Origin of the sequence: Bacillus sp. 7884-1 (assembly GCF_002272245.1) — a bacterium.
GTDB lineage: Bacteria > Bacillota > Bacilli > Bacillales > Cytobacillaceae > Neobacillus.
In genome coordinates, this window is sequence record NZ_NPDD01000063.1 from 79313 (window position 1) to 102969 (window position 23657).

Below are 23657 nucleotides of genomic sequence, written 5' to 3' on the forward strand. Positions count from 1 at the left end.
AAAAAGCCAAAAAGGCAACACCCTTCGGAGGGAAGTTACCTTATTCTGAAGTGATATTTGAATGATTTCTAAAAAATCAAGCTAGAAACATCAAAAGCTATTTCCCAAACCCAAGCGTAGATTGCCTTTTAACAAGACGGACGTCAAGTAAAGGTTCTTCAAGGTAGGATTTATCATCCTCTAAACCCTCAATTTTACGAATAAGTTTGTTGGTGGCAGCTACCCCGATATCATAGATGGGCTGTTCTACCGTACTAATTTCCGGTTCTACCATTTCGGTTAGCTTGATTCCGTCAAAGCCTATGATAGCAATGTCTTTTGGAACATGGTAGCCTAATAACTTTAGTGCTTTAAGACTTCCAATCGCCATTAAATCATTTGCTAAAAAGATTCCATCGACATCCTTATGTTCGTTCATAAGGATTTGGGTTTGAACCTTTCCGCTTTCTAGGGTAAAGTCTCCTTCATATATCCTATCTTTATCCCCTGCTCCAGTTGGCGATACCTCTTCACCTATTCCAGACCAGGCAGCAACCGTCTCCAGATATCCTCGTTTCCGTTCTGTGGAAGATGGGAATGATTCGGGTCCACTGATATGAGCAATTTTCTTACAGCCAACTTCAATCAAATGTTCAACTGCTAACCTGGCACCCTTATAATTATCCAGTCCAATCGAGTCAAATGTATTATTTTCAGCAGCTCTATCAATTCTCACAAACGGTATTTGTAATTTTTCAATTGCCTTTAAGACTTTTTCATCAATTTGAAACGAGGCAAGTATAAAACCATCTACATACCGGTTTTGGAGTTGCTTCCAAAAATGATTGTCTTTCATGTCGTCAGACTGGTTATTTATTAAGATGATGCTATATCCCTTTGATTTTGCCACTTCTTCAATGGCAACTACAAGTTCTGGGAAAAAGGGGTTCGTGATATCAGGGATAATCAGAGCAATCGTACGAGTTTTCTTCTTCGCTAATCCTCTCGCGATTTCATTCGGATGGTAGTTCAAGCGCTCCATCACTTCACGAACTTTTTTCTCGGCCGTTTGACTAATATATCCATTACTATTCAAATATCTAGACACTGTCGCTACGGAAACACCTGACTCCCTTGCAACATCTCGAATTGTTACTTGCTTCTCTCTCACGAAAATTCTCCTTTAGAAGGATATTTCTATATTTGAACTACTATTGATCATTAAAAAAGCCCAAGGAGCATGTTTTGCCAATATCATTTACTCCTCAAGCCACTTCAATTCTATTCTTTTGTTTCTTTTACATGGAAACGATGGAATTTTGTTTCCCCTTTTTCAAGAAGTCCTAAACCAATCATACCATAATTATTTTCTATCCCATCGAAATCCAAAACTAGATCGTCATTGATTTCGACCTGGACGGCAGATCCCTTTATGAAAACCTTAAAATCATGTATGGTTTCAAGATTCCATTCATACGGAACTGTCTTTATCCTTTTAAAGCCAAAGTTATTTTCAATGAGCGTAACCTGATTAGGACCATCGAATCCTACCCAATAATAGCGTTCTGTACCCATTGCTCGAAAAATAACTCCGTGGCTTACACCAGTAACAGGCTGCAAGCTTACTTCTAATTCAAGGTCACTTCCATAATAGTTCCCAGTAAAGGAAGATGTATCTTCCTCACCTGCTGCAGCCTTCATGTTATCACCTTCAAGTGTCCATTCACCACGGTGATGAGCAAAAGGCGTTACACATTTGAACTCAATGGCTTGTTTAGCAAAATCTATGGTATAGTTTGCATTTCCAAAGATACGAAACTCACCGATATAAAACTTGCCAAATGACCGATTGTCTGTAGGGGAGGGACTCTCTACAATAAAACCAACCTCGTCAATCAATGCGCCGTCTGTTTCTGGAATCATAAACTCAATATCCAGCCACTCTTGATGGCGTAACACGACACGATCTAGTTTCATGTCTTCCTTTGTAAAACTGTTGCGGATATAGGGAGTCAAATAAACATCTGCTCCACCTTGCCATTTATCCATAAAAATCTTTGCAGTTACCGTTTGCCCACTGTATGCTGTTGGGGCAAAGGTAGGCTTATATTTTTCATCATTGAACTCTTCACGACGATAAAAAGGCTTGTAATATACTTTACTGGAATCGCCTTCTATGAATCTGTCGAAAAGAACAGACAATGATCCATACGCTGCCTCTAAGCCCACATCGTCACATGAATGCAGCAAAGTCTTAAAGCTATTATTCGTCCTAAATCCGTGAGTTGATCCTGGCAATGCAAAATCAAAGTAAACCTCACCATTTCGAATACTTTCTACTAACCACTGTGGAGATTTCACACCATTCACTTCATAGCCAAGAACAGCAAGCTCCTTACAGAAGGTTGGGATATCCAACACGTTCAGATAACCAGACACGCTGGATGTAGCAATCATATCATTGATAGGTTTGCGATAGTGGCTTGGAATTCCATCAATCCCAACGAAAACACCTAGGATGGTTCCAACATTCCCTGCATTACAATCTGTATCCCAGCTGCACATGGTAGCAATCTCAACCGTTCGGGCCAAGTCACCGTTTCCATACAATAGTGCCAAAGCACATACCCCAGCATTCGGGATGATATGGCAAACACCCGTGTACTTATCGTAGCCCCATTCTTCTTCTAAATACTGACGGCACTTACGGAAATCCTCTTCCTCACGGTGCTTCTTGTAAAAATCAATTACCGCTTCAACCACGGCAAAATAGGTGGAATTCTTAGGAATTACAGATAATCCTGCTTCGATAATATCATCAATACTATCAGCTGAAAAGGCTTTCGAAATACACGCTGCCATAAAGCGGGCTCCGTATAACCCATTCTTATCATGAGAAACACTTGCTGCTATTTCTGCATAATCGGCAGCCTTATTTATATCATCAGGGAACAGAAGACCCCATGTATCAATGAAAATTTGTCCGCCAATTTGCTCAGCCATAATAATGCCATTGACCTCAGCCGAACCAGACTGTGGGGCTGGAATTCCTTTTTTCAGATTTAGATACGCCGTATGCTCTGTACTTATCTGATCTCCGCCCCACCAAAACATACCGATTCCTTCACGCGAATAGTTTAACCACGCTCTTGCAACATCCTGCGGTGTTAACTCCCGACCGCGTGCATCATCAATTAAAGCACGGATAAAATAGACAGGACCATTTGCATCATCATCAGCGGAGAAGGTTTTATAATCCTTTACATACCCCCGAATATCACCATGAATTTCTTTTATTTTTTCATATGACCATTCATTGGGCTCTAATGGTGCACCCAGTCTGATTCCAACATTCATTCCTAAGAAACCTGCATACATTTTTTCCAAATAGTTTTCAGGTATCAATCGACTCAACTCCTGCTCCCCACTATCTTTTAAAGTAGGCTTTTTCTTTTTTCATTTAATTCTATGTCTTGCTGAATAATCAATTTAGCAGTATCTGCAAATTGGTCAGCTACCTGGGTTAAATTCATTTTGTTCGTTTCTTGCAGGAGCTCTACGTCCTCAGGAAGAATTATGCTATCTCCGTACATGGCACCTAAAATAACACCGGCCATTACTCCGATGGAATCTGTATCACGACCAGAGTTGATACCATCTAATATTGTTCTGTAATAATCTCCATCGTTCAAGACGATAAACGCTAACGCCATCGGGAGCTCCTCAATCGAGAAGAGACGGCTTGGTGTATAATGATTTGAAGGAATTCCAACCTTCTCAATGTTCCGGTGTACATCGTCTTTCATTGGAGAATACTTTTCAATCACATTTTGGAAAGTGGCAATTACAGTATCCATTTCTGCCTTTTCAGAACGTAATTTGCGAGCGGCTGCGGTTAAATCACGGATTGCGTTCTTCGTTCCATCTTTTGCAAAATAAATGGCGGTCTCCACAATATCATCAACCGTCACATTTTCTTCAAATGCTTTAGCCACACAAGCTGCCAACACACCTGCTGCCTCTAAACCGTAACTGCTTTGATGCCCCATCGCAAACAATATTGCTTCATCATAAGCCGCCTTTGGGTTTCCAGCATTGACAATTCCTACAGGTGCAATATACATCGCAGCACCACAGTTAATCATATTGCCAATCCCGCCTTCGCGCGGTTCACAATTTGCTAATACATGACGCATAAATATATATTTTTCAGGGTAGAAGAGACGGTCGATTATGAGCGCCTCTTTGCCGAACTCAGGGATATACGTTTTTCTGAAAGCAATTTCTTTCACAAATTCATTTCCCATATCGTAAGCGTCTATATGTCTTTTTTCTTGGTTATAGACGTTGATGAGAGCAACGGTCATAAGAGTATCGTCTGTAACAGTACCATTGCCTCTTTTTCTGCCTAAATTCATATCAGCTGGGTAATCTTCCTTGTACCATTTTGTACGGAGAGTTTCGACCCTCTTATACATTTTTTTAATCTCTTTATAGCTCAGTTTTTCAACAGGCGCCCCCATTGCATCGCCCAGTGCAGTGGATAATACTACACCTCTAACTCGTTCTTTAAAAGAAACCATACGAAGAACTCCCTTTTTTTATTTCTACAAAATTTGTTTTTTTTCAAAACTAATTCCACTTTAATCTTAATGATCAGTCCTTGACTCCACCCTCGAAGGCACCTTTTGTATAGTACTTCAGAATTAAAGGATAAAGTAAAAGCAAAGGTACAATCGAAATGATAATCGTTCCAGCCTGAAGGGAAGCAAAGTCAATTGTTGCTACTTGGTCATAGGATAGGAAGTTTTGTGCTCCTACCAAGGATGTGTTATCACGTTCCACAACAAATTGTCGAAGAACTACCTGCAGCGGCCATTTTCCAATATCGGTTAAATAGATGGTTGCACGGAAGTATTCGTTCCAGTGATATACTCCATAAAAAAGTCCCATTGTTGCCAAAGCGGGTTTGGATAAAGGTAACATAATCTTTGTAAAAATGCGGAAGTGTCCAGCTCCATCCATACGTGCAGCTTCTAGAATGCTCTCTGGAACATCCTCAAAAAATCTCATCATAATAAACAAGTAAAAAATATTGACTGTTTTATATAGAATCAAGGATGCATACGTATCTAACAATCCTAAATTTTTTACTAGTAAATACTCCGGAATTAATCCTGGTTCGAACACCATAATGACAATTAAAAAAATCATAACGATATTTCGGCCAGGAAATTTCGTTCTTGCCAACACGTAGGCAGTCATTGATGTAAGTAATAGGTTCAAGGTCGTACCAATGATCGTAATTAAAAAGGTATTAAAAATACTTTTTACAATTAACGGGTTGGAAAATAGTATTTTATAGTTAATGAGTGAAAATCCTTCAGGTATTATTCCTAATCCACCTAGTTCGTGAACCTTGAGCGGATCTGATAAAGACATCGCTAGTAAGTGAAGAAGCGGAACTAATATTGCTAAAGAGATTACAAACAAAATACTGTAAATAACAATGGATGAAATACTTAATTTTGTTAATTTTTTCATAATTGTTCCACCTCCTACCAAACTCCTTTACCTGTGATGCGTTTTGTAATAAAGTGTGTTCCCAAGATTAAGGTAACCCCAATCACACCCTTGAAAAGACTGGCTGCAGTCGCATATGCGTATTGGCCGTTAATTAGTCCAATTCGATACACATAAGTATCTAAAATATCAATAACACTGATGACAGATGCGTTCATCATATTAAATACTTGGTCAAAACCAGCATTCATGAAGAATCCAAGGTTTAGAATAAAGACTGTCATGATCGTACTAGTTAAAGATGGCAGCGTAATATATCTCATTTGCTGTAATTTGGATGCTCCGTCAATGGTAGCCGCTTCGTATAAAGAAGGACTAATTTTCAGAATAGCCGCCAAGTAAATAATAGAGTCCCAACCAGCACTGCGCCAAATTTCTTGGAACACCAATACCCAACGGATATGGTCCTTACTCGTCATGAAATCAAGAGATGGCATATTAAAAAAGTTACGGAGGACATTGACTCCACCATCTTCTGGGTTCAGCAATGCGATCCAAATCCCCGCAATAACGACCCATGATAAAAAGTGTGGGAGGTAAACAATTGACTGAACATATTTTCTAAACTTCCCAACCCTTACCTCATTGATTAGCAATGATAAAATAATCGGTATCGGAAAGAAAAACACAATTTTCATCACGCTAATAATAATGGTATTTTGTAATACATCCATAAAGGCTGGGGAACTAAATAAAACTTTGAAATGCTTCCAACCGACCCAAACGTTTTCACCGATTATTCGATAATCCTGAAATGCCAGCTTCATCCCGATTATTGGAATGACGTGGAAAATCGAAAAATAAAGGAGGGCTGGAAAAAGCATAAGATAGAGAACCCAGCTTGATTTAATTTCCTTGAGTATGCCCTTTTTCATCTTGATACTCCTTTTCCTTTACAAATTGAGTCACATCATTTCGTTTGGGCATTCCAGTTTGAGCACCCTTTTTTGTGACTGATATTCCAGCAGCTATGTTACCAAACCAAATACTATCTTGCAGGCTGCTCCCTTCTGCAATTGCAACAGAGAATGCACCAGAAAATGTATCTCCGGCACCCGTTGTATCAACCGGAGTCACCTTAATGGCAGGAACTAATTTGATTTCGCTTCCATCAAAAAAACGAACACCCTCTGACCCACATGTAACAATCAATTTATTCGGGTACTTTTTAAGTAACTCTTCCATTGATTCATTCGTGTTAAAAACCATGTTGTACTCGTGCTCATTTGGTGTGATATAGGTTACTTTTTCAATCAGCTCTTGCTTTAGTGTTTTTGCTGGTGCAGGATTTAATATAATCGTTTTTCCATGTTCGTAAAGTCCCGGAACCAGATATTCAATCATTTCTATTGGTGTCTCGAGTTGAAATACGATAACATCGAATTTTTGCAGTTCTAATGCTATGCTTTGTACATAATCAATATTAGTATGTGCATTTGCACCTGGTACTACAATTATGCGATTTTCACTTTGACAAAGCTCAATAAATGCTGCCCCTGTAGGTGTTCCTTTTACAGATTGGAGATTCACTAGATTGATATTTTCCTTTTCCAGCTTCTTGATAATGATTTCACTATTCTCATCGTCCCCAACAGATCCGAATAAGGATACGTTACCACCAAGGCGTGCAGCAGCTACAGCTTGATTCGCCCCCTTACCACCAATGGATAAAAAGAAATTCTCACCCAAGACGGTTTCTCCTATTTTAGGGAGTACCTCGGTTTCAATAAAATAATCCATATTGATACTTCCAACAACGGCTATTCTCTGCATGTTCATCATCCTAATCAATCAGTATATTCATTAACGGTGCATGCTGTTGTGCCCCATATACATCTCGGTCTCCAACAGTTCCAGAAGAAATATCTCTAAATATCGTAATCTTAATTCCAAGAGCTTGATCGTAGAAAACAAGATGGTCAATCTCATCTTCTGTCAGGTTATATAGTTCACAAATGATTTGTTTATTGATTTTCCCTGAATTCTTTACTCGCTCATAGACTGCCTTTGAATCAAATAAAATATCGAATGTCAGCTCAAAAGGTCCTGCATTTTTACTTCGTAGTACTTTAGCTAGTTCAAATAGAGTCGCCATATTTTCATCCCCTCACAAATACTCAATAACAAATGGATTTTCAGTAATTTCCATTAGATGATAGAGAGAAAATTCAAAAACGGGTCCAAACTCTACATCACTTGGTGCAAATGGAAAAGCTAAATTTCCAGCTGTTGATTTCCGGTTTTCATATCCGTAATGGAGAAATGTCGACCTAACGCTAGAGCAAATACTGCTTGCAAGCTCTTGTGTTTTCGCAACAACTTCGAACATCACACCAATCTCGTGCCCATGGAATGATGCTGACTCTCTTGCTCCAAGCACCCCATTTTTCCCATAGTTATAGAAGTTTATAGAATAATCTTCTTCTGGAATGTCATCGTAGTAGTTCTTCACCTGATTGATCACGAGCTCCTCAACTTCTTCGATATTTTCCACTAGAATCGGGTCACGAACACCGGCAATTACAAAAGTTCTATAGGCAACCTTTCGTGCGCCTTCTAACTTGATAAAGTATTGATTATTTTTTAGTAGTTTACTATTCTTAACCTCGACAACACCTTCACTCACTTGAGTAAATTCACATTGACTAAGATCCAATATAATGCCTGGTCCATGTAAAATGTATGGATGTTCTTTTTCGTAAAAAGTATGAGCACTAACACTTATTGGCGAACATTTACGAATTGGATTAAGGGATTGAACAGTGAAAGATTCTTCCTTTAATGTTCCTACGATACAATCCTTCGTTGTGCCTGGTTCTGCACACAAAGCGCCACATTCCAATATTTTACCTAGGTGGTAAGCCAGACCTGGATCCTTGCCGTAGTAAATTCCGACTGCAGCAAATGGTGAAGGATCATACGCTCTTCCACACACAACAATGTCTGCTCCGTTTTGAAGTGCTTCCAAAATAGGTTCGTGTCCCATTTGCGCTACAATGCTGTTCGTTTCTTGAATCACTTCATTCGTTAGGTCCGGAATGTTTGGCGTTAGCGATTTAACTCGCTCCTCATTGTTTGCTTTCATAATTTCTTCCTGTGTAAAGTCTGCCCAAATCACCGCGATTTTCGCTGTTAAGCCACGCTCAGCCATGATTTCCTTAATTATATCGAGCGTCCACTCAACATGTGGCTTCGCACCCGCTCCGCCAGCTGATCCTATCACGATCGGAATGTTGCGTGGAACTCCATTTTTTATTATGATATCCAAATCCTTTTTTGTTGCACGGCGGCTCACAATCGCTACTCCCGCACCGAGTTTATGCGGTCCTGCATCAGTCGATCCTGCATCCACCACGATACCGTGGACCTGTTGATCGTTGTCAAACGCTCGATTAAAAGATTCTTCCGGAAATCCATAGCCTAATATCCCACATGGGGAAACGATTCTTACGTCACTGTTAGTCATGCTAAAACCTCTTTTAACTGGAATTTGTATCTCGCTTTGACTATCGATGTGTAACCGGTTACACATTTGTTTAAAAAAAAGCTTTTTTTAAATATGTAACCGGTTACACATTGTTACTCTTATGTTACCGCTTACCTATAGTCCTTGTCAACCACTTTTAACACCTATAATTAGTTACAGTACCAAATCATTTTTTCTAATATTGAAAGAAGAGGTGCACTTTTTGAGTCGTGCACCCTTTCTTTATACTATTTCTCAGACTCTAGGCATTTTCAAAGTTAGCTAATCTCGCAGCAACTTCTTTCAGTGATGTCCCTTGTAAACTTGGGATACAAATTCCTTTAATTTCATCCAATGTTTCTTTCCAAGTCTCCGGAACTGCGCCTGCCCCCTGTAAGGCCCCAGAAAGAGCACCAACCATTGCAGGCATACTATCGGACTGTTTCGGCAATAAGGCTGCCAGCTGAATTCCTTTTTGCAGGTCTCCTTGCGTGCTTAAAAAGATAGCATAAGCAACTGCAAGTGTTTCTGGAGCGACATTTGCATAGTTATATACCGCATTAACAACCCGTTTATGCCATAATGGAATAGCCGCAAGTCCATCCCCATTGGTTTCTTCTAATACTTTTAGGGCAATATCTATTTTCCTTCGAATCCAGGTATTTTCAGGTATGAATTTCAATCCTTCCTCCACCACTTCTTGTGGAGTAACTCCTGATAATGCTGCAGCAATGCTGGCAGCCATTGCCTTGGCTGCATAGACACCATCTTCTGCATTCGTGATGGAAGCCATTTTTTGTGCAGCATTGGCAGCTTTTTCTGGTTGATTTTTATAGATTAGGCCGATTGGAACAGCACGTGAAACGGATCCATCATCATAGTGATGCGGATTGTCATTACCTGACGCTGGAGGAAGGATTCCTTTTTTGATATTTTCAATAGAAGCTCTCTCACTTACTCCACTCCATATTTCCTGTTCAGCTTCTACTATATATTTCATCCAGCCATGAAGTAATTTTTCTTCTGTAATTTCATTCCCGCAATCCAAAATCATTTGAGCGGCAACGATTGCAAATTCCGTATCATCCGTACCGCAAAAATCTAATAATTCCTCACTCATAGCATGTGTGAAGGGTAATGATATTTTATTAATTCGGTGAGAATCGGTAATTTGGCTGAAGGTCCATAATCGGTTTCTTCGCTTGGGAGGAAGTACGAGCGATCTATGATACATGGCAGCAAAGCCCACTGAATCCCCCATTGCCATACCTAGAAGGGAACCGTAAATATTATCAAATGACATTACTCTTTTCCTCCTATCAAAACATTTGTTAAATCTGTTGCAACATCTCGAACGTCTATCCCTGCCATTGCCAATACACAACGCCCGCGAATAATGTTGATTCGATCCTGCCAGGCCTTCGGCACAGCATCAGCACCATGTAATGCCCCTGCCATAGCGCCATTCATCGCAGCAATCGTATCAGAATCTCTTCCAATATTAACCCCCCCTAGTACAGCCGGGATATACTCACCCTTCGCTGCTGCAAAAACGCCATATGCCAGCGGGATCGCTTCCGGACCCATATCTGCCCAAGGATAGTAGAAAATTGAGATTTTATTGTAGAGCTCTTCCATTGCATCTTGCACATTCGTATACTTCGAGCCGATTTCTACTGCCTCGTTGATTTTTCGATATGTCCACGAATCTTTAGGTATGTGGCTAATCCCTGTTTCAATCACTTTTTTCCAGTCATTTCCTGTCATGGCATATGCAACACTTGCTGCTAAAGCTTGTCCACAGTATACTCCATCACGGTCGTGACTAACTCTTGCTTCAATCTCAGCTAATCTAGCAGCCTCTTCAGGATTCCCAGCACAATAAATACCAATTGGAGAGATTCTCATGGCTACTCCATCACTCCACATTTGGTGATTGTCCACCCCTGTGTTGGGTGCAGTCAATCCTTTTCGTAGATTAAAAATAGCCTCTACTTCACTAAAGCCGCCGCCTTTAAAGCCACCTTCTTGAGAGACAAGGTATTTTGTCCACTCTCTTGTCATATCCCCATAGCTTAATTTATTCCCATATTTTAAAATAATTTTTGCTGTTAACATTGTGTATTCAGTATCATCTGTACCCACAGGATCGTCATTGACAAAATCAGTGATCCAACCATACTTGTCTCTTATCTCTTCCAAAGCCAAACCTTCTGTTGGAGCTCCTAATGCGTCGCCCACAGATAAACCTATTAAACAACCATATACCCGTTTGTACCATTGTTCGAAATTCAAATGAGAACCCCCTACTATACTAGTTTTTAAAAATAGTGGAGAACTTTGTCTCCACTATTTCTTTAGATATCTTATTTTAATGTTTTATTTGCCTGTTCAGTAATCTGTTTTCCACCAGCTTCGTTCCACTCTTTAACAAATTTATCAAAGTCAGAGATTGGACGCTTGCCTGTAATGATGTCTGTTGTAAACTCTTTATACAAATTCTGCATGGCATCCCAGTTTGCAACAAATTCTTCTGAAATAATGAAGCTATTATCATCTTCATAGAACACTTCTGCAGATTCAAGTGACTTTGCAGCAGTTTCACTTAATAAAGGTGTAGTTTCATCTATTGGAGTCACAGGAGTGAATTCAACTGGCTCCCAGAATCTCGCAAACCATTCACTGTAATATTTATCCGTAAGCTGAATCTTTCCATCAACCGTGCTATAATGTTCGCCTTCGAATCCGAAACGGTCAATCATTTGTCCTTCAGGGCTTGCCATATAATCTAGAACCTTGAATACAAGTTCCTTGTTCTTAGAGTTTGCAGAAATGGCAATACCTCTAGATTCTTTCGTAACATCTGTAGAACCAAAGCCTTGGAATTCACCTTTTGCTGGTGGCAACATTACTAATGAAGCTTCTTCCCCACTCACTTGAGCCATTTTACCATCATAAATATCAATTACTTTACCAGCTGTACCTGGAATGATTGCTGCTTCTCCATCAAAGAATGCTTTTTCTTTTGTATCCCATTGTTTAGTTAAATATTGAGGATCTAAAAGTCCCTCTTTATATAACTTGGTATAGAATTCAAGCTTTTCTTTTTGCTGCTCAGAAACTCTTGCGTATTCGTATGAACCATCTTCTTTTTGTAACCAAGTCTTATTGATTCCAAAAGCCATATCAAACATATAATCGATTTCAGCAATGTCACCAGCAACAGTAATTGCATAATTTGGTTTATCGCTGCCTGGTTTTTTTTCAACTAACTCTTTAAAAAATGCATAGTAATTATCCACAGTTGGATTTTCTAATAGTGCTTTAGAAGTTTCCATTTGGTTAAACCAATCTCCTCTAATAACAGGGACTTTAGGAGCAAGAGGTTTAATCCATAATAAGTAAGGATAGTTTTCAAGTCTTTTTTCGTTATAAGGTTGGATAATATCCTTTAGATATTTTGAATCCTTGATGTGAGGACGTAAATCCTCTAATAAACCTTGCTCTGCCATTGCTTGGTCTCCACCTTGGAAATAAATCATATCCGGAATTTCGCCGCTATTAAGCAGTAAGTTCAGCTTTTCAGCATAGTTACCTTGTGGAAGATCTACTAATTCAAAATTCACTTTAATATTTTCATCTTCAAGAAGCCCTTTTTCAATTGCATCATAATATTTTTCTGATACAGGGTTAGTGCTATTATCATCCTTCATGACAATACGAATCGTAGTTGCTCCTCCATTTTTACCGCTGTCTTTACTATCTCCCTGGTTTGTTTCCTCTTTGTTAGAACAAGCTGCTAGGAAACCAAAAACCATAATTAAGCTTAAAATTGCTAAAAAAGATTTTCTCATTACTTTTCCCCCTGGAATTTATTTAAAATATTAATTTAAAATCGATGAATGAATGCTCCCCCCTTGCCATTCATCATAATCTGAGATTAATAGAATTAACCTTCATATAACAAAAATATGGTACCGGTTACACAATTAGCTAAAAAAACATGACTCCAACATGTAACCGGTTACATATTCTTTTCCCTTTTAGGATAATTGAAAGTGATTTTAAAGTCAACTACTGTTTTGTATAAAAATTAAAATACATTGGTAGGTTCTTGTACATAAAAACTTTTTTCGCTTTAAAATACTAGAGTTTTGGAATATGAAGAGAAGTAAAAATTAGAAAAAAATTGATTTAACATGGGATTTAACATGAAAAGACCCTAAAATCGTAAAATATCTTTTAACGAAATCAGGGTCGGTTTAGGAAATACATATTTCCCCTAGCAGGAGTTTTTTATTAACATTTATAATGAGTTTTAAAAATCAAGCCAAAAATAAGTCAGAGGACAGATAACGTTCTCCTGTGTCTGGAGCTAAACAAAGGACTCTAGTGGAAGATGGCAGTTTTTTTGCTACCTCGACAGCAAAATATGTGGAAGATGCTCCTGATGCACCTACAAAGATCCCTTCTTCTGCGGCAAGCCGGCGTGCCGTCACTTGGGCATCTTCATCCTTAATGAGCAATATTTCATCATAAATAGCACGATTTAAAATGTTAGGAATGAAACCAGGACCAGTTCCCGGGATTTTATGGGGCCCAGGCTCACCACCTGATAACACAGGGGATCCAAACGGTTCTACTACATAAATTTTCAAGTTTGGAATATGCTTTTTCAGCTCTTCCCCTACCCCTGTTACCGTTCCACCTGTTCCTGCTGTCAACACTAGGGCGTCCAATTTTCCTTCAAAAGCTTCTAGAATCTCAACTGCTGTCGTTTCACGATGTGCATCGGCATTTGCAGGATTCTCAAATTGCATCGGAATAAAACTATCATTTATGGATTCAGCCAATCGGTTTGCTTCATCAATCGCTCCTTGCATTCGCAAACTTCCTGGAGTTAAATGAACTTCCGCCCCATACGCTTTTAAAATTTTCACACGCTCAAGCGTCGCATTATCAGGCATCGTAATAATACAATGATATCCCTTTACCGCACATACCATAGCAATTCCAATACCAGTATTACCAGAAGTCGGCTCGATAACGGTACTCTTTCCTGGAATTAATTGACCCTCTTTTTCTGCACGTTCAATCATATTAATGGACGCACGATCTTTTACACTTCCTCCAGGGTTAAATGATTCCAATTTTATGTATACTTTCCCGCCAGTTGGATCAGGTAATTTATTCAATTTTACAATCGGAGTTTTTCCAATTAAATCAAGAATTGAGCTGTAAAGTTTCAATGCCCTTCCGCCTTTCGAAATAAATTAATAAAAATCCCCCATGGTAAATCCTTATGGGGGAATACAAATATATTATACCCCTAATCATAAAAAAAGGATTAGACACTACTCATAGTAGGCTCTAACCCTTTTACCATTTTTATATAGTAACAACAGTATTCGTTTCCGCTGCCTCGATAATACCTACTATCACTTTTAAAGAAGACAGAGCATCAGTCCCTGATACTAATGGTTCTCGGTTGAGGCGGACACAGTTAATAAATTCATTGATGACACCACTATTTGTCTGATTATCATTAGTTTGGATGCTTTCGATTTGATAACGGACCTTCTCACCATTATCGTGAATCACTTCCAATTGGTATTCATGATTGTAATAGATTTTTAGAATCCCTTTTTCAAAGTAGATGATGGTGCTATTATCTTCCTCTCCATAATAGGTCCAGGAAAAAGAAGCATTGCCTAAACGTCCTTTTTTCGTTTTTAAACTGCAAACGATGTTGTCGGATACTTCAATCGGATGACCTTTTTCATCTACTTTATCTAAAGCCCCTTGAAATGCACTGACTTGCTCAATTTCGTCATCTAGTAAGAAATGAATTAAATCGATTTTGTGGATCCCTAAATCTCCGGCTACACCCAGACCTGAACGCTCTTTTTTAAAAAACCATGTAGTGTTTGATTTATTGACACCCCATTGTTCTGGTCCAGAGTGTCCGAAATTTGTTTTAAAGGTAAGGACTTTTCCAAGCTCTTCATTTTTAATAATTTCTTTTGCCTTGGTATAGAAGCGATTGAATTAGGTACTGGGGGATACCCTGGTGATGCTCACTGTAAAATGGATGAACTTATATTTGATGATATGAAACTGGAGAGCTTTAAGCAAAAGATTAAAGATCCTGGATTAATTATAAGCGCATTAAGCTGCCATGCCAATCCACTTCATCCGCAAAAGAAAATTGCTGAGCCTGCTGACAAGGTGCTTACAAAAACCATTGTTTTAGCCTCTAAGCTGGATGTTCCGGTAGTTAATACATTTTCCGGGTGTCCAGGTGATCACGAAAATGCCCTTTACCCAAACTGGCCTGTAACTCCGTGGCCTCATGACTTTCAAGAGGTGTTAAAATGGCAATGGGAAGAAAAACTGATTCCATATTGGAAAGAAAAGAATGATTTTGCAATAGCCCACAATGTAAAAATTGGTTTAGAGCTTCATGGTGGATTCTCCGTCCATACACCTGCGACCATGTTGAAATTAAGAGAAGCGTGTGGACCTGCTATCGGTGCAAACCTTGACCCTAGTCATATGTGGTGGCAAGGGATTGATCCCATTGAGGCAATTAAAATTCTTGGACGTGAAAATGCCATTCACCATTTCCATGCAAAGGATACGATTATTGACCAGCAAAATATGAATCGAAATGGCCTAACAGATATGACAGATTACAGCCAAATACGTGACCGAGCATGGTATTTTAGATCAGTTGGATTTGGTCACGATCAAAAAACATGGGCTGATATCATTAGTACACTTCGACTTTACGGATACGACTATGTCGTAAGCATTGAACATGAAGATGGCTTAATGTCGATTGAAGAAGGGTTTACAAAGGCCGTTGAAAACCTAAAACCAATTATGGTAAGTGAATCGATTGGTCAGATGTGGTGGACATAAAATAACAAATAACATGGAATAACATGGGGACGGTTCTCATGGTCATTTTATAACCACTAGAACCGTCCCCATGGTCACCATGGTCACCCATAGTTACATTTTAATACACGTCACGCTGATAGCGTCCTTGCTTTTGCATATCTTTTAGATATACTTCGGCTGCTTCTCGAGACATGGCACCTTCTTTTTCTATCACGTTAATGAGTGCTTCGTTAACGTCTTTTGCCATACGTTCTTTATCCCCGCAAACGTAGAAGTAAGCTCCATTTTCAAACCACTCAAATAATTCCTTGCTGTATTCAAGCATTTTGTGCTGTACATATACTTTTTGATCTGTATCACGGGAGAATGCTGTTTCAATCCTTGTCAATATCCCATCCTGCAGATAGTTTTCCAACTCTTTCTGATAAAGGAAATCTACTTTTGCATGCTGCTCTCCAAAAAACAGCCATGAACGGCCTTCCCCTTTATTCACTGCACGTTCCTGGATAAATGAACGGAATGGTGCAATGCCTGTCCCTGGACCAACCATGATAATATCTTTATCTTGGGTCTCCGGTAAATGGAAATGTTTATTTGCTTGAACAAAGACTGGAAGCATCTCCCCTTCCTGAACTCGTTCGGCACATAAAATAGAGGCAACACCTTTTCGCTCGCGGTCGTGCGCCGTGTAGCGTACAGCACCGATCGTGAGATGAACTTCATCAGGATTAGCGGCATTGCTGCTTGCAATTGAATAGAGACGAGGCGTCATTTTTCTTAATAATGTAACGATATCCTGTGCGGATGCGTTCCAAGGGCCAAAATCGCGCAGCATATCAAGCAAATCACGTCCATAACAATATTCCTTAAGATGGCCTGCATTTTCAGCCAATACAAGCTCTTGTATCTCACTGTTTTCTGTCAGCGCAGCCGCCTGCTGCAAAATCTTCCTAGTCAGCAATGTAATTTCAAAATGGTCTGTTAGTGCTTTCCCGAGCGGTAGTGTTTCACCTTGCTTACCGACAGTCACAACCGATTCTTCATCCCACTGCATTTCTTCAAGAATGGCAGCCACTAGTTCAGGGTCATTTGAAGGGACAATGCCAAGTGCGTCACCTGGGTTATAAGAAAGACCTGAACCTTTTAATGATAATTCAATATGTCTTGTTTCCTTAGTAGAACCTGTCCCGTTTAAATTAATATTTTTTAGGACCTTCGCTTGAAATGGATTAGTCCTTGAAAATGGAAGTTTATCACTTTTGGTATTTGTGTTTTCCAAAGTTAGTTGCATAATTTTTTCTCAACCTCCAAAAGTATTATATAAAGAAAATAACACAGTATTAGCATATCAGAAGTGTGTTTCAACACACAATAACAAATAATTGTAATCATTAACAACCAGGACCTAAAAAATCCCTCAAACTTTTAGTTTGAGGGAATCTGGAACTCACTTCAATATTCCAAATAATATACACTAAAATGCGATAGGTAAATTTATATAACCTTAGTAAATTCCCACCGCATCAAATCCAGAATTCGCTGCAGCCACTTCCTCGCTGCCTTCACCATAAAGGTCAGTTGCAGACTGAACGATTGCCTGACGTGCGTCGCTAAAATTGGAATTCGGAGTTAAATAAACCGTTAAGGCACGATAGTAGATTTGTCCCAATTTCTCCCTTCCAATTTCTTGACCTATCAAGTATGCAGCATGGTTTGTAATCGAGGAGTTAACATGGACTCCACCGCCATCAACAGATGTTGGCATGTTATAAAATTCATCCATATGATCCGGATAGACGCCGCCATTTGTACTATATGATCTTCTTTCCACGTTGCTGACTACAACACTATTTGGATTACTTAAGCTGCGCAATACGTTAACACCGTCAGCTTTAGCAGCTGGTGCCATAATATCCTCGCCCATTTCCCAATCACTGTCGTCTACAAGCGCACCAAAGACGTCTGCAAACGATTCGTTTAATGCTCCAGATTGATTGCGGTATACTAAATTAGCAGAATTAGTGATGACACCATGCGTCATTTCGTGGGCAGCAACGTCAAGACCAGCTGATAGAGAAGTCATGAACACACCGTCACCATCACCATAGGTCATCCAACGTCCATTCCAGGAAGCATTGTTATAGTTTGTACCATAGTGAACTTTAGAAATGATTGCCATTCCTTCCCCATCAAGGGAATTACGCCCATGCTCATTTAGATAATACTCATATACCTTTTCAGAATTATAGTGTGCATCGACTAACGCTCGATCATAGTCACCGATAAATGCAGCTGAATTTCCCACATAGAGAGTGTCGTTACTAGAAGTATTATCATTTTTAGCATCATACGTTACGATTCCTTCAAGATTTGCATGAGAGTAATCTGCTAACGCAAACTTCGTTCTAGCATCCGGTTCCTTTACTTGCGTAATATGTAATTCCCTGTGCTCACCATGTACCCCTTTTCCAGCGCCTTTTTGTGTTTTCATTTCATCAGCATGCATTAAGCCATTATACTTGTCGATGACTTTTCCTGAGTTTGCATCCACAAACACAAACCAGTTTCCGGGTTCATCCCCCATGAAGTTGACATTCACTTTATAAGCTGTGTGATTTTCCCCTTCAAATGGAAGAATAACAAGCTCAGAAGTTGGCTCATAGGTTAACTCTTCAGGAGCATTGACAGAGGATAATGCCGTCTTTAATGCAGCGTCACTACTTAAAGAAGCAGTCGTATCCACTGCATTATCATCAATACTTTGATTTATTCTTCCATTAACAGATACCACTTCATTATCCTTATTAAAATGGACAACAACCTCGGACCCTTCCACGTTCACTCCATTTATTGCCTGATTAAAGCGAACATGAGTCATACCAAGTTTATCTTTTTGGATATTCTTCACTTTTAAATTCTTATCTGGATTATTAATTCCGGTTTTACCCTCGTTATTCTTCAAATAATTTAATGCATTGGTAGAAGTACTTGAAGAGAATTTCTCTGCAAATCTCTCTTTCACAAATAAAGGTACGCTTGCTTTCTCATTCCACACCTTAGAAGCTTGTACACTGCTTGCGACCTTCGAATCAGCCAGCTGTGCAAATACACTACTAACAGGAATAGAACCTACCAACATGGCAGAAGACAGTGCTACTGGTAAAATAAACTTTTTCTTCAACATTTAAAAACCTCCCATTAATTTCCATGGGATTAATTATAGTTTAGTAAAAGTCAAATAACATGAATAATTGGAATTATTTTAATATTTAAATAAAATAACAGAATAAGCACAATTAACCCACTGTAATAGGTATAATTTACCAATTTAGAGATTAATAGATGCTTTCCCGACACAAGAAAGAACCCCCAAACTCTTAGTCTGAGGGAACATAAATCACATTCAATTTTCATCTGAATCGTTAGCAATAAGGAAGTTAAGTTCTTATAATCTCACTATAGTTAACATTCATTATCTAAAGAATTACTTTAGTGACATTTTAAATTCTAAAAAGTATTCGTTATATTTTCCCAGCAGCTCTAGACCTAAGTTTTCATATACTTCTAAGTTTGTGCGACTTTCTTCGCGCGGGTAAAAACGTTCATCGTTTACCACTTCATCATCCAATAGTTCCCACGCTGCTTTATTTGGAATAGCATATCCTACATAATCCGTATTTTGTGCAGCCACTTGCGCATCTAGCATAAAATTAATAAACTGATGGGCACCTTCCACATTTAATGAAGTTTTAGGAATAACCATGTTATCGAACCATAAGTTTGAGCCTTCTGAAGGTACTGCGTAATTCAACTCTTCATTTTCGAACATCATGTCTGCTGCCTGTCCAGAAAATGTTACGGCTACTGTAGCTTCATTATTAATCATTAGTGGTGTAATCTCATCTCCAATTATCGCTTTAACATTGCCGTTTAGTTGTTTTAATTTTTCTAATGCTTCACTTAATTCGTTTTCGTCACGTGAATTTAACGAATAGCCTAAACTGTTTAAACCCATACCCATGATTTCACGTGCACCATCAACTAAAAATACTTTATTTTTTAGTGCTGGGTCCCATAAATCGTCCCAAGAATCAAAAGTGATATCTTTTGGAAGTTCATTAGGATTATAAACTACCCCAACCGTTCCCCAAAAGTACGGAATGGAATATTTGTTTTTCGGGTCAAACGGTAAATCTAAAAAGTAAGGATCAATATTTTGTAAGTTTGGAAGTTTCGAATGATCGATTTCTATTAACAAATCTTCTTTAATCATTGTTTCAATAGTATATTCTGAAGGGACAACTACATCATAGGATGAGCCGCCTTGTCTAATTTTCGTTAACATCGCTTCATTTGAATCGTACGTTTCATAAATAACAGAAATGCCTGTTTCTTCTTCAAACTGGTCGATGAGTGCAGGGTCAATATATTCTCCCCAATTGTATACGACTAAAGTGTCCTTTCCACCCGTTGAGCTTGCTGCTTCAAGCTTTGAAGCAGCAAACGAAAGTAGACCGCATGCTATAACGATTGCCAACATTGTATGAATTAAAGATTTCATTGAGTAGAGCCCTCCGTTTTTTTCGACCGCATCGTAATGAAGTAATACATAACGACAATACCGACTGTCACGATAAACACTAGCCCCGAGATTGCATTAACAGTTAACGAAATACCTGCACGTGCCATAGAATAGATTTCAACGGACAATGTGCTAAATCCGTTACCTGTAACAAAAAATGTAACTGCAAAGTCATCTAATGAATAGGTTACGGCCATAAAAAAACCAGCTAAAATCCCAGGTTTAATATAGGGAATCATAACACGCGTTAATACATCGCGACGATTCGCTCCTAAATCAAGTGCTGCATCAATTAAGTTCGTATTCATTTCCAATATTTTAGGCAAGACCATTAACACAACAATCGGGATACTGAAGGCAATATGTGAAATTAATACGGATGTAAAGCCAAGCTTAACTCCAATCATTGTGAATAAAATTAAGAAGCTTGCCCCAATCACAACATCTGGGCTAACAATTAAAATATTATTTATTGATAATACGAGGTTACGTATTTTGTAATCTTTTAATGAAACAATACCAATTGCCCCAAGTGTTCCGATAATGGTCGCTATTAACGCAGATAGCAGTGCAACAATCACGGTATTGATTAAGATAACGAGTAAACGATTATCATCAAATACCGCTTGATAATGTTCTAGTGTAAAACCTTCAAATGAACCCATTGAACCGCCGCTATTAAATGAATAAAAAATCAAGTAGAAGATCGGTGCATATAAAATAACAAACACGATTGCTAAAAATACTTTAGCTCTAGTCGTTAACTGTGATCGCATTTATGCTCGACCTCCTTTTTTCTTTGTGCGCGTAAACAACATGATTGCAAACATAATTAAAATTAAAAACACGGCAATCGTTGAACCCATTCCCCAGTTTTGCGCGACTAAAAATTGCTGTTCTATCGCTGTACCAAGTGTAATCACTTTGTTCCCAGCAATTAAGCGCGTAATCATGAAGAGTGAAAGAGCAGGGATGAACGTTACTTGAATCCCTGATTTTACACCTTCAATGGTTAAGGGAAAAATGACGCGTCGGAACGTTGTAAGCGGTGAAGCACCTAAGTCACGTGATGCGTAAATTAATGACGGATTCATTTTGTCTAACGCATTGAAAATGGGGATAATCATAAACGGTATAAAAATGTACACCGCAACAAACACGAAACTAAAGTCGGTAAATAAAATTTGCGTTGGGTCGAATCCCAAAAATTTCATTATTGCATTGACCGGTCCGTATAAACCGAAAATCCCAATAAATGCATACGTTTTTAATAATAAATTAATCCATGAAGGAATGATAATGAGCATTAGCCATAAATGCTTATGCTTAGTTTTTGTTAAAAGATACGCAGTTGGATAAGAGATTATTAGTGTAAAAAACGTAATGATTAATGCATACCAAAAGCTTGTCAGTGTCATCGTTAAGTATGCTGATGTAAAGAAGTTTTTATAGTTTACTAGCGTAAATTCTCCGTTTAAATCGAGCATCGAATAATACAAAATGAGCCCAATCGGTGCAATAACGAAGAGCGCAATCCATAGTAAATATGGGACGAACGCTGGTTTTGACTTAAACTTCATTCGTATATGCCTCTATACGTGCGTCAAATTCTTCTTCTGTTTCATTTAGACGCATAATATGAATCGCTTCTGGGTCGAAATCTAGACCTACTTGTGCACCTACTTCAGCCTTTTTCAGCGAGTGTACAAGCCACTCATTTCCATCCTTGTCATATGTTGATAGCTCGTAATGTACACCGCGGAATAACTGCGTATCGACGCGAACACCAATTTTACCTGCTTCTGGCGATGTGATGTGCAGGTCTTCTGGACGAATGACAACATCGATTTTTTCATTGTGCTTCATACCGCCGTCGACACAGTCAAATACATTTCCAGCGAATTTGACTTTATAGTCTTCAAGCATGACGCCGTCAACGATGTTTGATTCCCCGATAAAGTCTGCAACGAAGCGGTTAATTGGCTCATCGTATATATCAACGGGTGTACCAGATTGCTGGATAATCCCTTCGTTTAAAACGAAAATTTCATCACTCATCGCTAAAGCTTCCTCTTGGTCGTGCGTTACGAAAATAAACGTTTTGCCAAGGCGTTGCTGTAGCTCACGCAGCTCGTATTGCATTTCTGTCCGCAGCTTTAAATCAAGTGCTGATAATGGTTCATCGAGTAAAATCACTTCTGGGTCATTAATAATAGCACGTGCGATCGCAACCCGTTGACGCTGACCGCCTGACATTTCTGTAATTTCACGGTTTTCATAACCTGCTAAGTTTACGAACTTTAACGCTTCTGCTACGCGTACTTTAATTTCAGATTCTTTTACTTTTTTAATGCGTAAACCGAATGCCACGTTTTCAAATACGTTTAAGTGCGGGAATAGGGCGTAGTCTTGGAATACAGTGTTTACTTGACGCTCGTTTGCTGGAATGTCGTTTACACACTTGCCGTTAATGTAAATATCCCCTTTTGTCGGTTTTTCAAAGCCTGCAATGATACGTAAAATCGTCGTTTTTCCACAACCTGAAGGACCAAGTAATGTGTAAAATTTTCCACGTTCAAGTTCAAAGCTCACATCTTGTAATACTTTACTGTGACTGTTGTAAGATTTTGTTACGTTATCAAAACGGATAATAATATCGTTTGCCATGGAAGCCTCCTATGAATAAGTAAAAAGTGTCATGGAGTGTCATGGGGACGGTTCTCATGGTCATACTTTAACTAGGAATCTTATGAATTAAATCCATAAGAACCGTCCCCATGGTCCAACTACTATATTATACTTAATGAAAGAGCTAAGGGAGCGAAAATCGATGATTGTTGAATTAGATAATGAATCAAAACAGTGGATTAAGTCAAAGGGCAATCAATTGACTGTAAAAACGCTTGAGGTAAAGGCTTGCTGTGCTCCTGGTGTACAAGAGCTGGTTGCTATACCAGGAAAACCTAAATCGTTAAACCAATTTAATGAGGTTATAATCGATGATTTATCTGTCTATGTACAAAAAAGTATTAGAGGCAAGGAGAAACTTATACTTAAATTATCTGGTTTCGGTTTCTTTAAATCTATTTCCGCAAAGCTTCAATGAGGAACCCCTATAAAAAACAGCACCCATTCATTAAG

Annotated in this window: 20 protein-coding genes and 1 pseudogene; 2 read left to right on the forward strand and 19 right to left on the reverse strand. The window is 38.8% G+C overall.

The features are described from left to right. Window positions 1–97: 97 nt before the first annotated feature. From CHI06_RS08480 to CHI06_RS08540, 13 genes and pseudogenes are all read right to left on the reverse strand, one after another. Window positions 98–1150 (reverse strand): LacI family DNA-binding transcriptional regulator, encoded by a 1053-nt coding sequence (locus CHI06_RS08480; protein WP_095247994.1) that lies wholly within the window; start codon window positions 1148–1150, stop codon window positions 98–100. A 110-nt stretch (window positions 1151–1260) separates the two neighbouring features. Further along, window positions 1261–3384 (reverse strand): ADP-ribosylglycohydrolase family protein, encoded by a 2124-nt coding sequence (locus CHI06_RS08485; RefSeq protein ID WP_095247995.1) that lies wholly within the window; start codon window positions 3382–3384, stop codon window positions 1261–1263. 29 nt (window positions 3385–3413) lie between these two features. Further along, entirely contained in the window at window positions 3414–4562 is a 1149-nt protein-coding gene (locus tag CHI06_RS08490) for an ADP-ribosylglycohydrolase family protein (RefSeq protein ID WP_095247996.1), read from the reverse strand. Between the two features lie 73 nt (window positions 4563–4635). Continuing rightward, window positions 4636–5523 carry a carbohydrate ABC transporter permease gene (locus CHI06_RS08495; RefSeq protein WP_095247997.1) on the reverse strand — a complete coding sequence of 296 codons (888 nt, stop codon included), beginning with the start codon at window positions 5521–5523 and terminating at the stop codon, window positions 4636–4638. Window positions 5524–5537: 14 nt separating this feature from the next. Next, window positions 5538–6437, reverse strand: coding sequence for an ABC transporter permease (locus CHI06_RS08500; protein WP_095247998.1), 900 nt, complete (start codon window positions 6435–6437; stop codon window positions 5538–5540). After that, on the reverse strand, window positions 6409–7335 hold the full coding sequence (rbsK, locus tag CHI06_RS08505; protein WP_095247999.1) for a ribokinase: 927 nt from the start codon (window positions 7333–7335) through the stop codon (window positions 6409–6411). The genes CHI06_RS08500 and rbsK overlap by 29 nt, the downstream gene beginning before the upstream one ends. Window positions 7336–7345: 10 nt before the next feature. Continuing rightward, the gene (locus CHI06_RS08510) at window positions 7346–7657 is read right to left on the reverse strand and encodes a DUF4387 domain-containing protein (protein ID WP_095248000.1); all 312 of its coding nucleotides are present in this window, start codon (window positions 7655–7657) and stop codon (window positions 7346–7348) included. A gap of 12 nt (window positions 7658–7669) precedes the next feature. Further along, window positions 7670–9028 (reverse strand): acyclic terpene utilization AtuA family protein, encoded by a 1359-nt coding sequence (locus CHI06_RS08515; protein ID WP_095248001.1) that lies wholly within the window; start codon window positions 9026–9028, stop codon window positions 7670–7672. A 262-nt stretch (window positions 9029–9290) separates the two neighbouring features. Next, window positions 9291–10331: an ADP-ribosylglycohydrolase family protein gene (locus CHI06_RS08520; RefSeq protein ID WP_095248002.1), complete on the reverse strand. Its 1041-nt coding sequence runs from the start codon at window positions 10329–10331 to the stop codon at window positions 9291–9293. Continuing rightward, entirely contained in the window at window positions 10331–11323 is a 993-nt protein-coding gene (locus CHI06_RS08525; RefSeq protein WP_095248003.1) for an ADP-ribosylglycohydrolase family protein, read from the reverse strand. Before CHI06_RS08525 ends, CHI06_RS08520 begins: the two co-directional genes overlap by 1 nt. A gap of 71 nt (window positions 11324–11394) precedes the next feature. After that, entirely contained in the window at window positions 11395–12882 is a 1488-nt protein-coding gene (locus CHI06_RS08530; protein WP_095248004.1) for an extracellular solute-binding protein, read from the reverse strand. Window positions 12883–13353: 471 nt separating this feature from the next. Continuing rightward, window positions 13354–14277: a cysteine synthase A gene (cysK, locus tag CHI06_RS08535; protein WP_095248005.1), complete on the reverse strand. Its 924-nt coding sequence runs from the start codon at window positions 14275–14277 to the stop codon at window positions 13354–13356. 139 nt (window positions 14278–14416) lie between these two features. After that, window positions 14417–15076 (reverse strand): annotated as a pseudogene (locus CHI06_RS08540) (Gfo/Idh/MocA family protein); the annotation flags it as partial. Between CHI06_RS08540 and CHI06_RS08545 the strand changes: the two are divergent. After that, entirely contained in the window at window positions 14999–15952 is a 954-nt protein-coding gene (locus CHI06_RS08545) for a sugar phosphate isomerase/epimerase family protein (protein WP_257009216.1), read from the forward strand. The pseudogene CHI06_RS08540 and the gene CHI06_RS08545 sit on opposite strands and share 78 nt — an antisense overlap. Window positions 15953–16052: 100 nt before the next feature. On the opposite strand, the gene CHI06_RS08550 is transcribed toward CHI06_RS08545, so the two are convergent. From CHI06_RS08550 to CHI06_RS08575, 6 genes are all read right to left on the reverse strand, one after another. Then, window positions 16053–17225 carry a sulfite reductase subunit alpha gene (locus CHI06_RS08550; RefSeq protein WP_095248007.1) on the reverse strand — a complete coding sequence of 391 codons (1173 nt, stop codon included), beginning with the start codon at window positions 17223–17225 and terminating at the stop codon, window positions 16053–16055. Window positions 17226–17438: 213 nt separating this feature from the next. Continuing rightward, window positions 17439–19118, reverse strand: coding sequence for a M4 family metallopeptidase (locus CHI06_RS08555; RefSeq protein WP_257009213.1), 1680 nt, complete (start codon window positions 19116–19118; stop codon window positions 17439–17441). A 300-nt stretch (window positions 19119–19418) separates the two neighbouring features. Beyond that, window positions 19419–20495: an ABC transporter substrate-binding protein gene (locus tag CHI06_RS08560; RefSeq protein WP_095248008.1), complete on the reverse strand. Its 1077-nt coding sequence runs from the start codon at window positions 20493–20495 to the stop codon at window positions 19419–19421. Next, a complete protein-coding gene (locus CHI06_RS08565; protein ID WP_095248009.1) occupies window positions 20492–21292 on the reverse strand; it encodes an ABC transporter permease in 801 nt (266 codons plus the stop codon). Before CHI06_RS08565 ends, CHI06_RS08560 begins: the two co-directional genes overlap by 4 nt. Beyond that, window positions 21293–22096 (reverse strand): ABC transporter permease, encoded by an 804-nt coding sequence (locus CHI06_RS08570; RefSeq protein ID WP_095248010.1) that lies wholly within the window; start codon window positions 22094–22096, stop codon window positions 21293–21295. It abuts the gene before it with no gap. Beyond that, window positions 22086–23183, reverse strand: coding sequence for an ABC transporter ATP-binding protein (locus tag CHI06_RS08575; protein ID WP_095248011.1), 1098 nt, complete (start codon window positions 23181–23183; stop codon window positions 22086–22088). Before CHI06_RS08575 ends, CHI06_RS08570 begins: the two co-directional genes overlap by 11 nt. A gap of 163 nt (window positions 23184–23346) precedes the next feature. Between CHI06_RS08575 and CHI06_RS08580 the strand changes: the two genes are divergently transcribed. Further along, complete coding sequence (locus CHI06_RS08580) at window positions 23347–23622, forward strand: CC/Se motif family (seleno)protein (RefSeq protein WP_095248012.1); 276 nt, start codon at window positions 23347–23349, stop codon at window positions 23620–23622. Window positions 23623–23657 lie beyond the last annotated feature (35 nt).

Bases quoted from the DNA above. Each gene is read 5' to 3' on its own strand.
- CHI06_RS08490 (WP_095247996.1), bottom strand. From the start codon at position 4,562: ATGGTTTCTTTTAAAGAACGAGTTAGAGGTGTAGTATTATCCACTGCA.
- CHI06_RS08495 (WP_095247997.1), bottom strand. From the start codon at position 5,523: ATGAAAAAATTAACAAAATTAAGTATTTCATCCATTGTTATTTACAGT.
- CHI06_RS08500 (WP_095247998.1), bottom strand. From the start codon at position 6,437: ATGAAAAAGGGCATACTCAAGGAAATTAAATCAAGCTGGGTTCTCTAT.
- rbsK (WP_095247999.1), bottom strand. From the start codon at position 7,335: ATGCAGAGAATAGCCGTTGTTGGAAGTATCAATATGGATTATTTTATT.
- CHI06_RS08510 (WP_095248000.1), bottom strand. From the start codon at position 7,657: ATGGCGACTCTATTTGAACTAGCTAAAGTACTACGAAGTAAAAATGCA.
- CHI06_RS08515 (WP_095248001.1), bottom strand. From the start codon at position 9,028: ATGACTAACAGTGACGTAAGAATCGTTTCCCCATGTGGGATATTAGGC.
- CHI06_RS08520 (WP_095248002.1), bottom strand. From the start codon at position 10,331: ATGTCATTTGATAATATTTACGGTTCCCTTCTAGGTATGGCAATGGGG.
- CHI06_RS08530 (WP_095248004.1), bottom strand. From the start codon at position 12,882: ATGAGAAAATCTTTTTTAGCAATTTTAAGCTTAATTATGGTTTTTGGT.
- CHI06_RS08550 (WP_095248007.1), bottom strand. From the start codon at position 17,225: ATGCAACTAACTTTGGAAAACACAAATACCAAAAGTGATAAACTTCCA.
- CHI06_RS08555 (WP_257009213.1), bottom strand. From the start codon at position 19,118: ATGTTGAAGAAAAAGTTTATTTTACCAGTAGCACTGTCTTCTGCCATG.
- CHI06_RS08560 (WP_095248008.1), bottom strand. From the start codon at position 20,495: ATGAAATCTTTAATTCATACAATGTTGGCAATCGTTATAGCATGCGGT.
- CHI06_RS08565 (WP_095248009.1), bottom strand. From the start codon at position 21,292: ATGCGATCACAGTTAACGACTAGAGCTAAAGTATTTTTAGCAATCGTG.
- CHI06_RS08570 (WP_095248010.1), bottom strand. From the start codon at position 22,096: ATGAAGTTTAAGTCAAAACCAGCGTTCGTCCCATATTTACTATGGATT.
- CHI06_RS08575 (WP_095248011.1), bottom strand. From the start codon at position 23,183: ATGGCAAACGATATTATTATCCGTTTTGATAACGTAACAAAATCTTAC.
- CHI06_RS08580 (WP_095248012.1), top strand. From the start codon at position 23,347: ATGATTGTTGAATTAGATAATGAATCAAAACAGTGGATTAAGTCAAAG.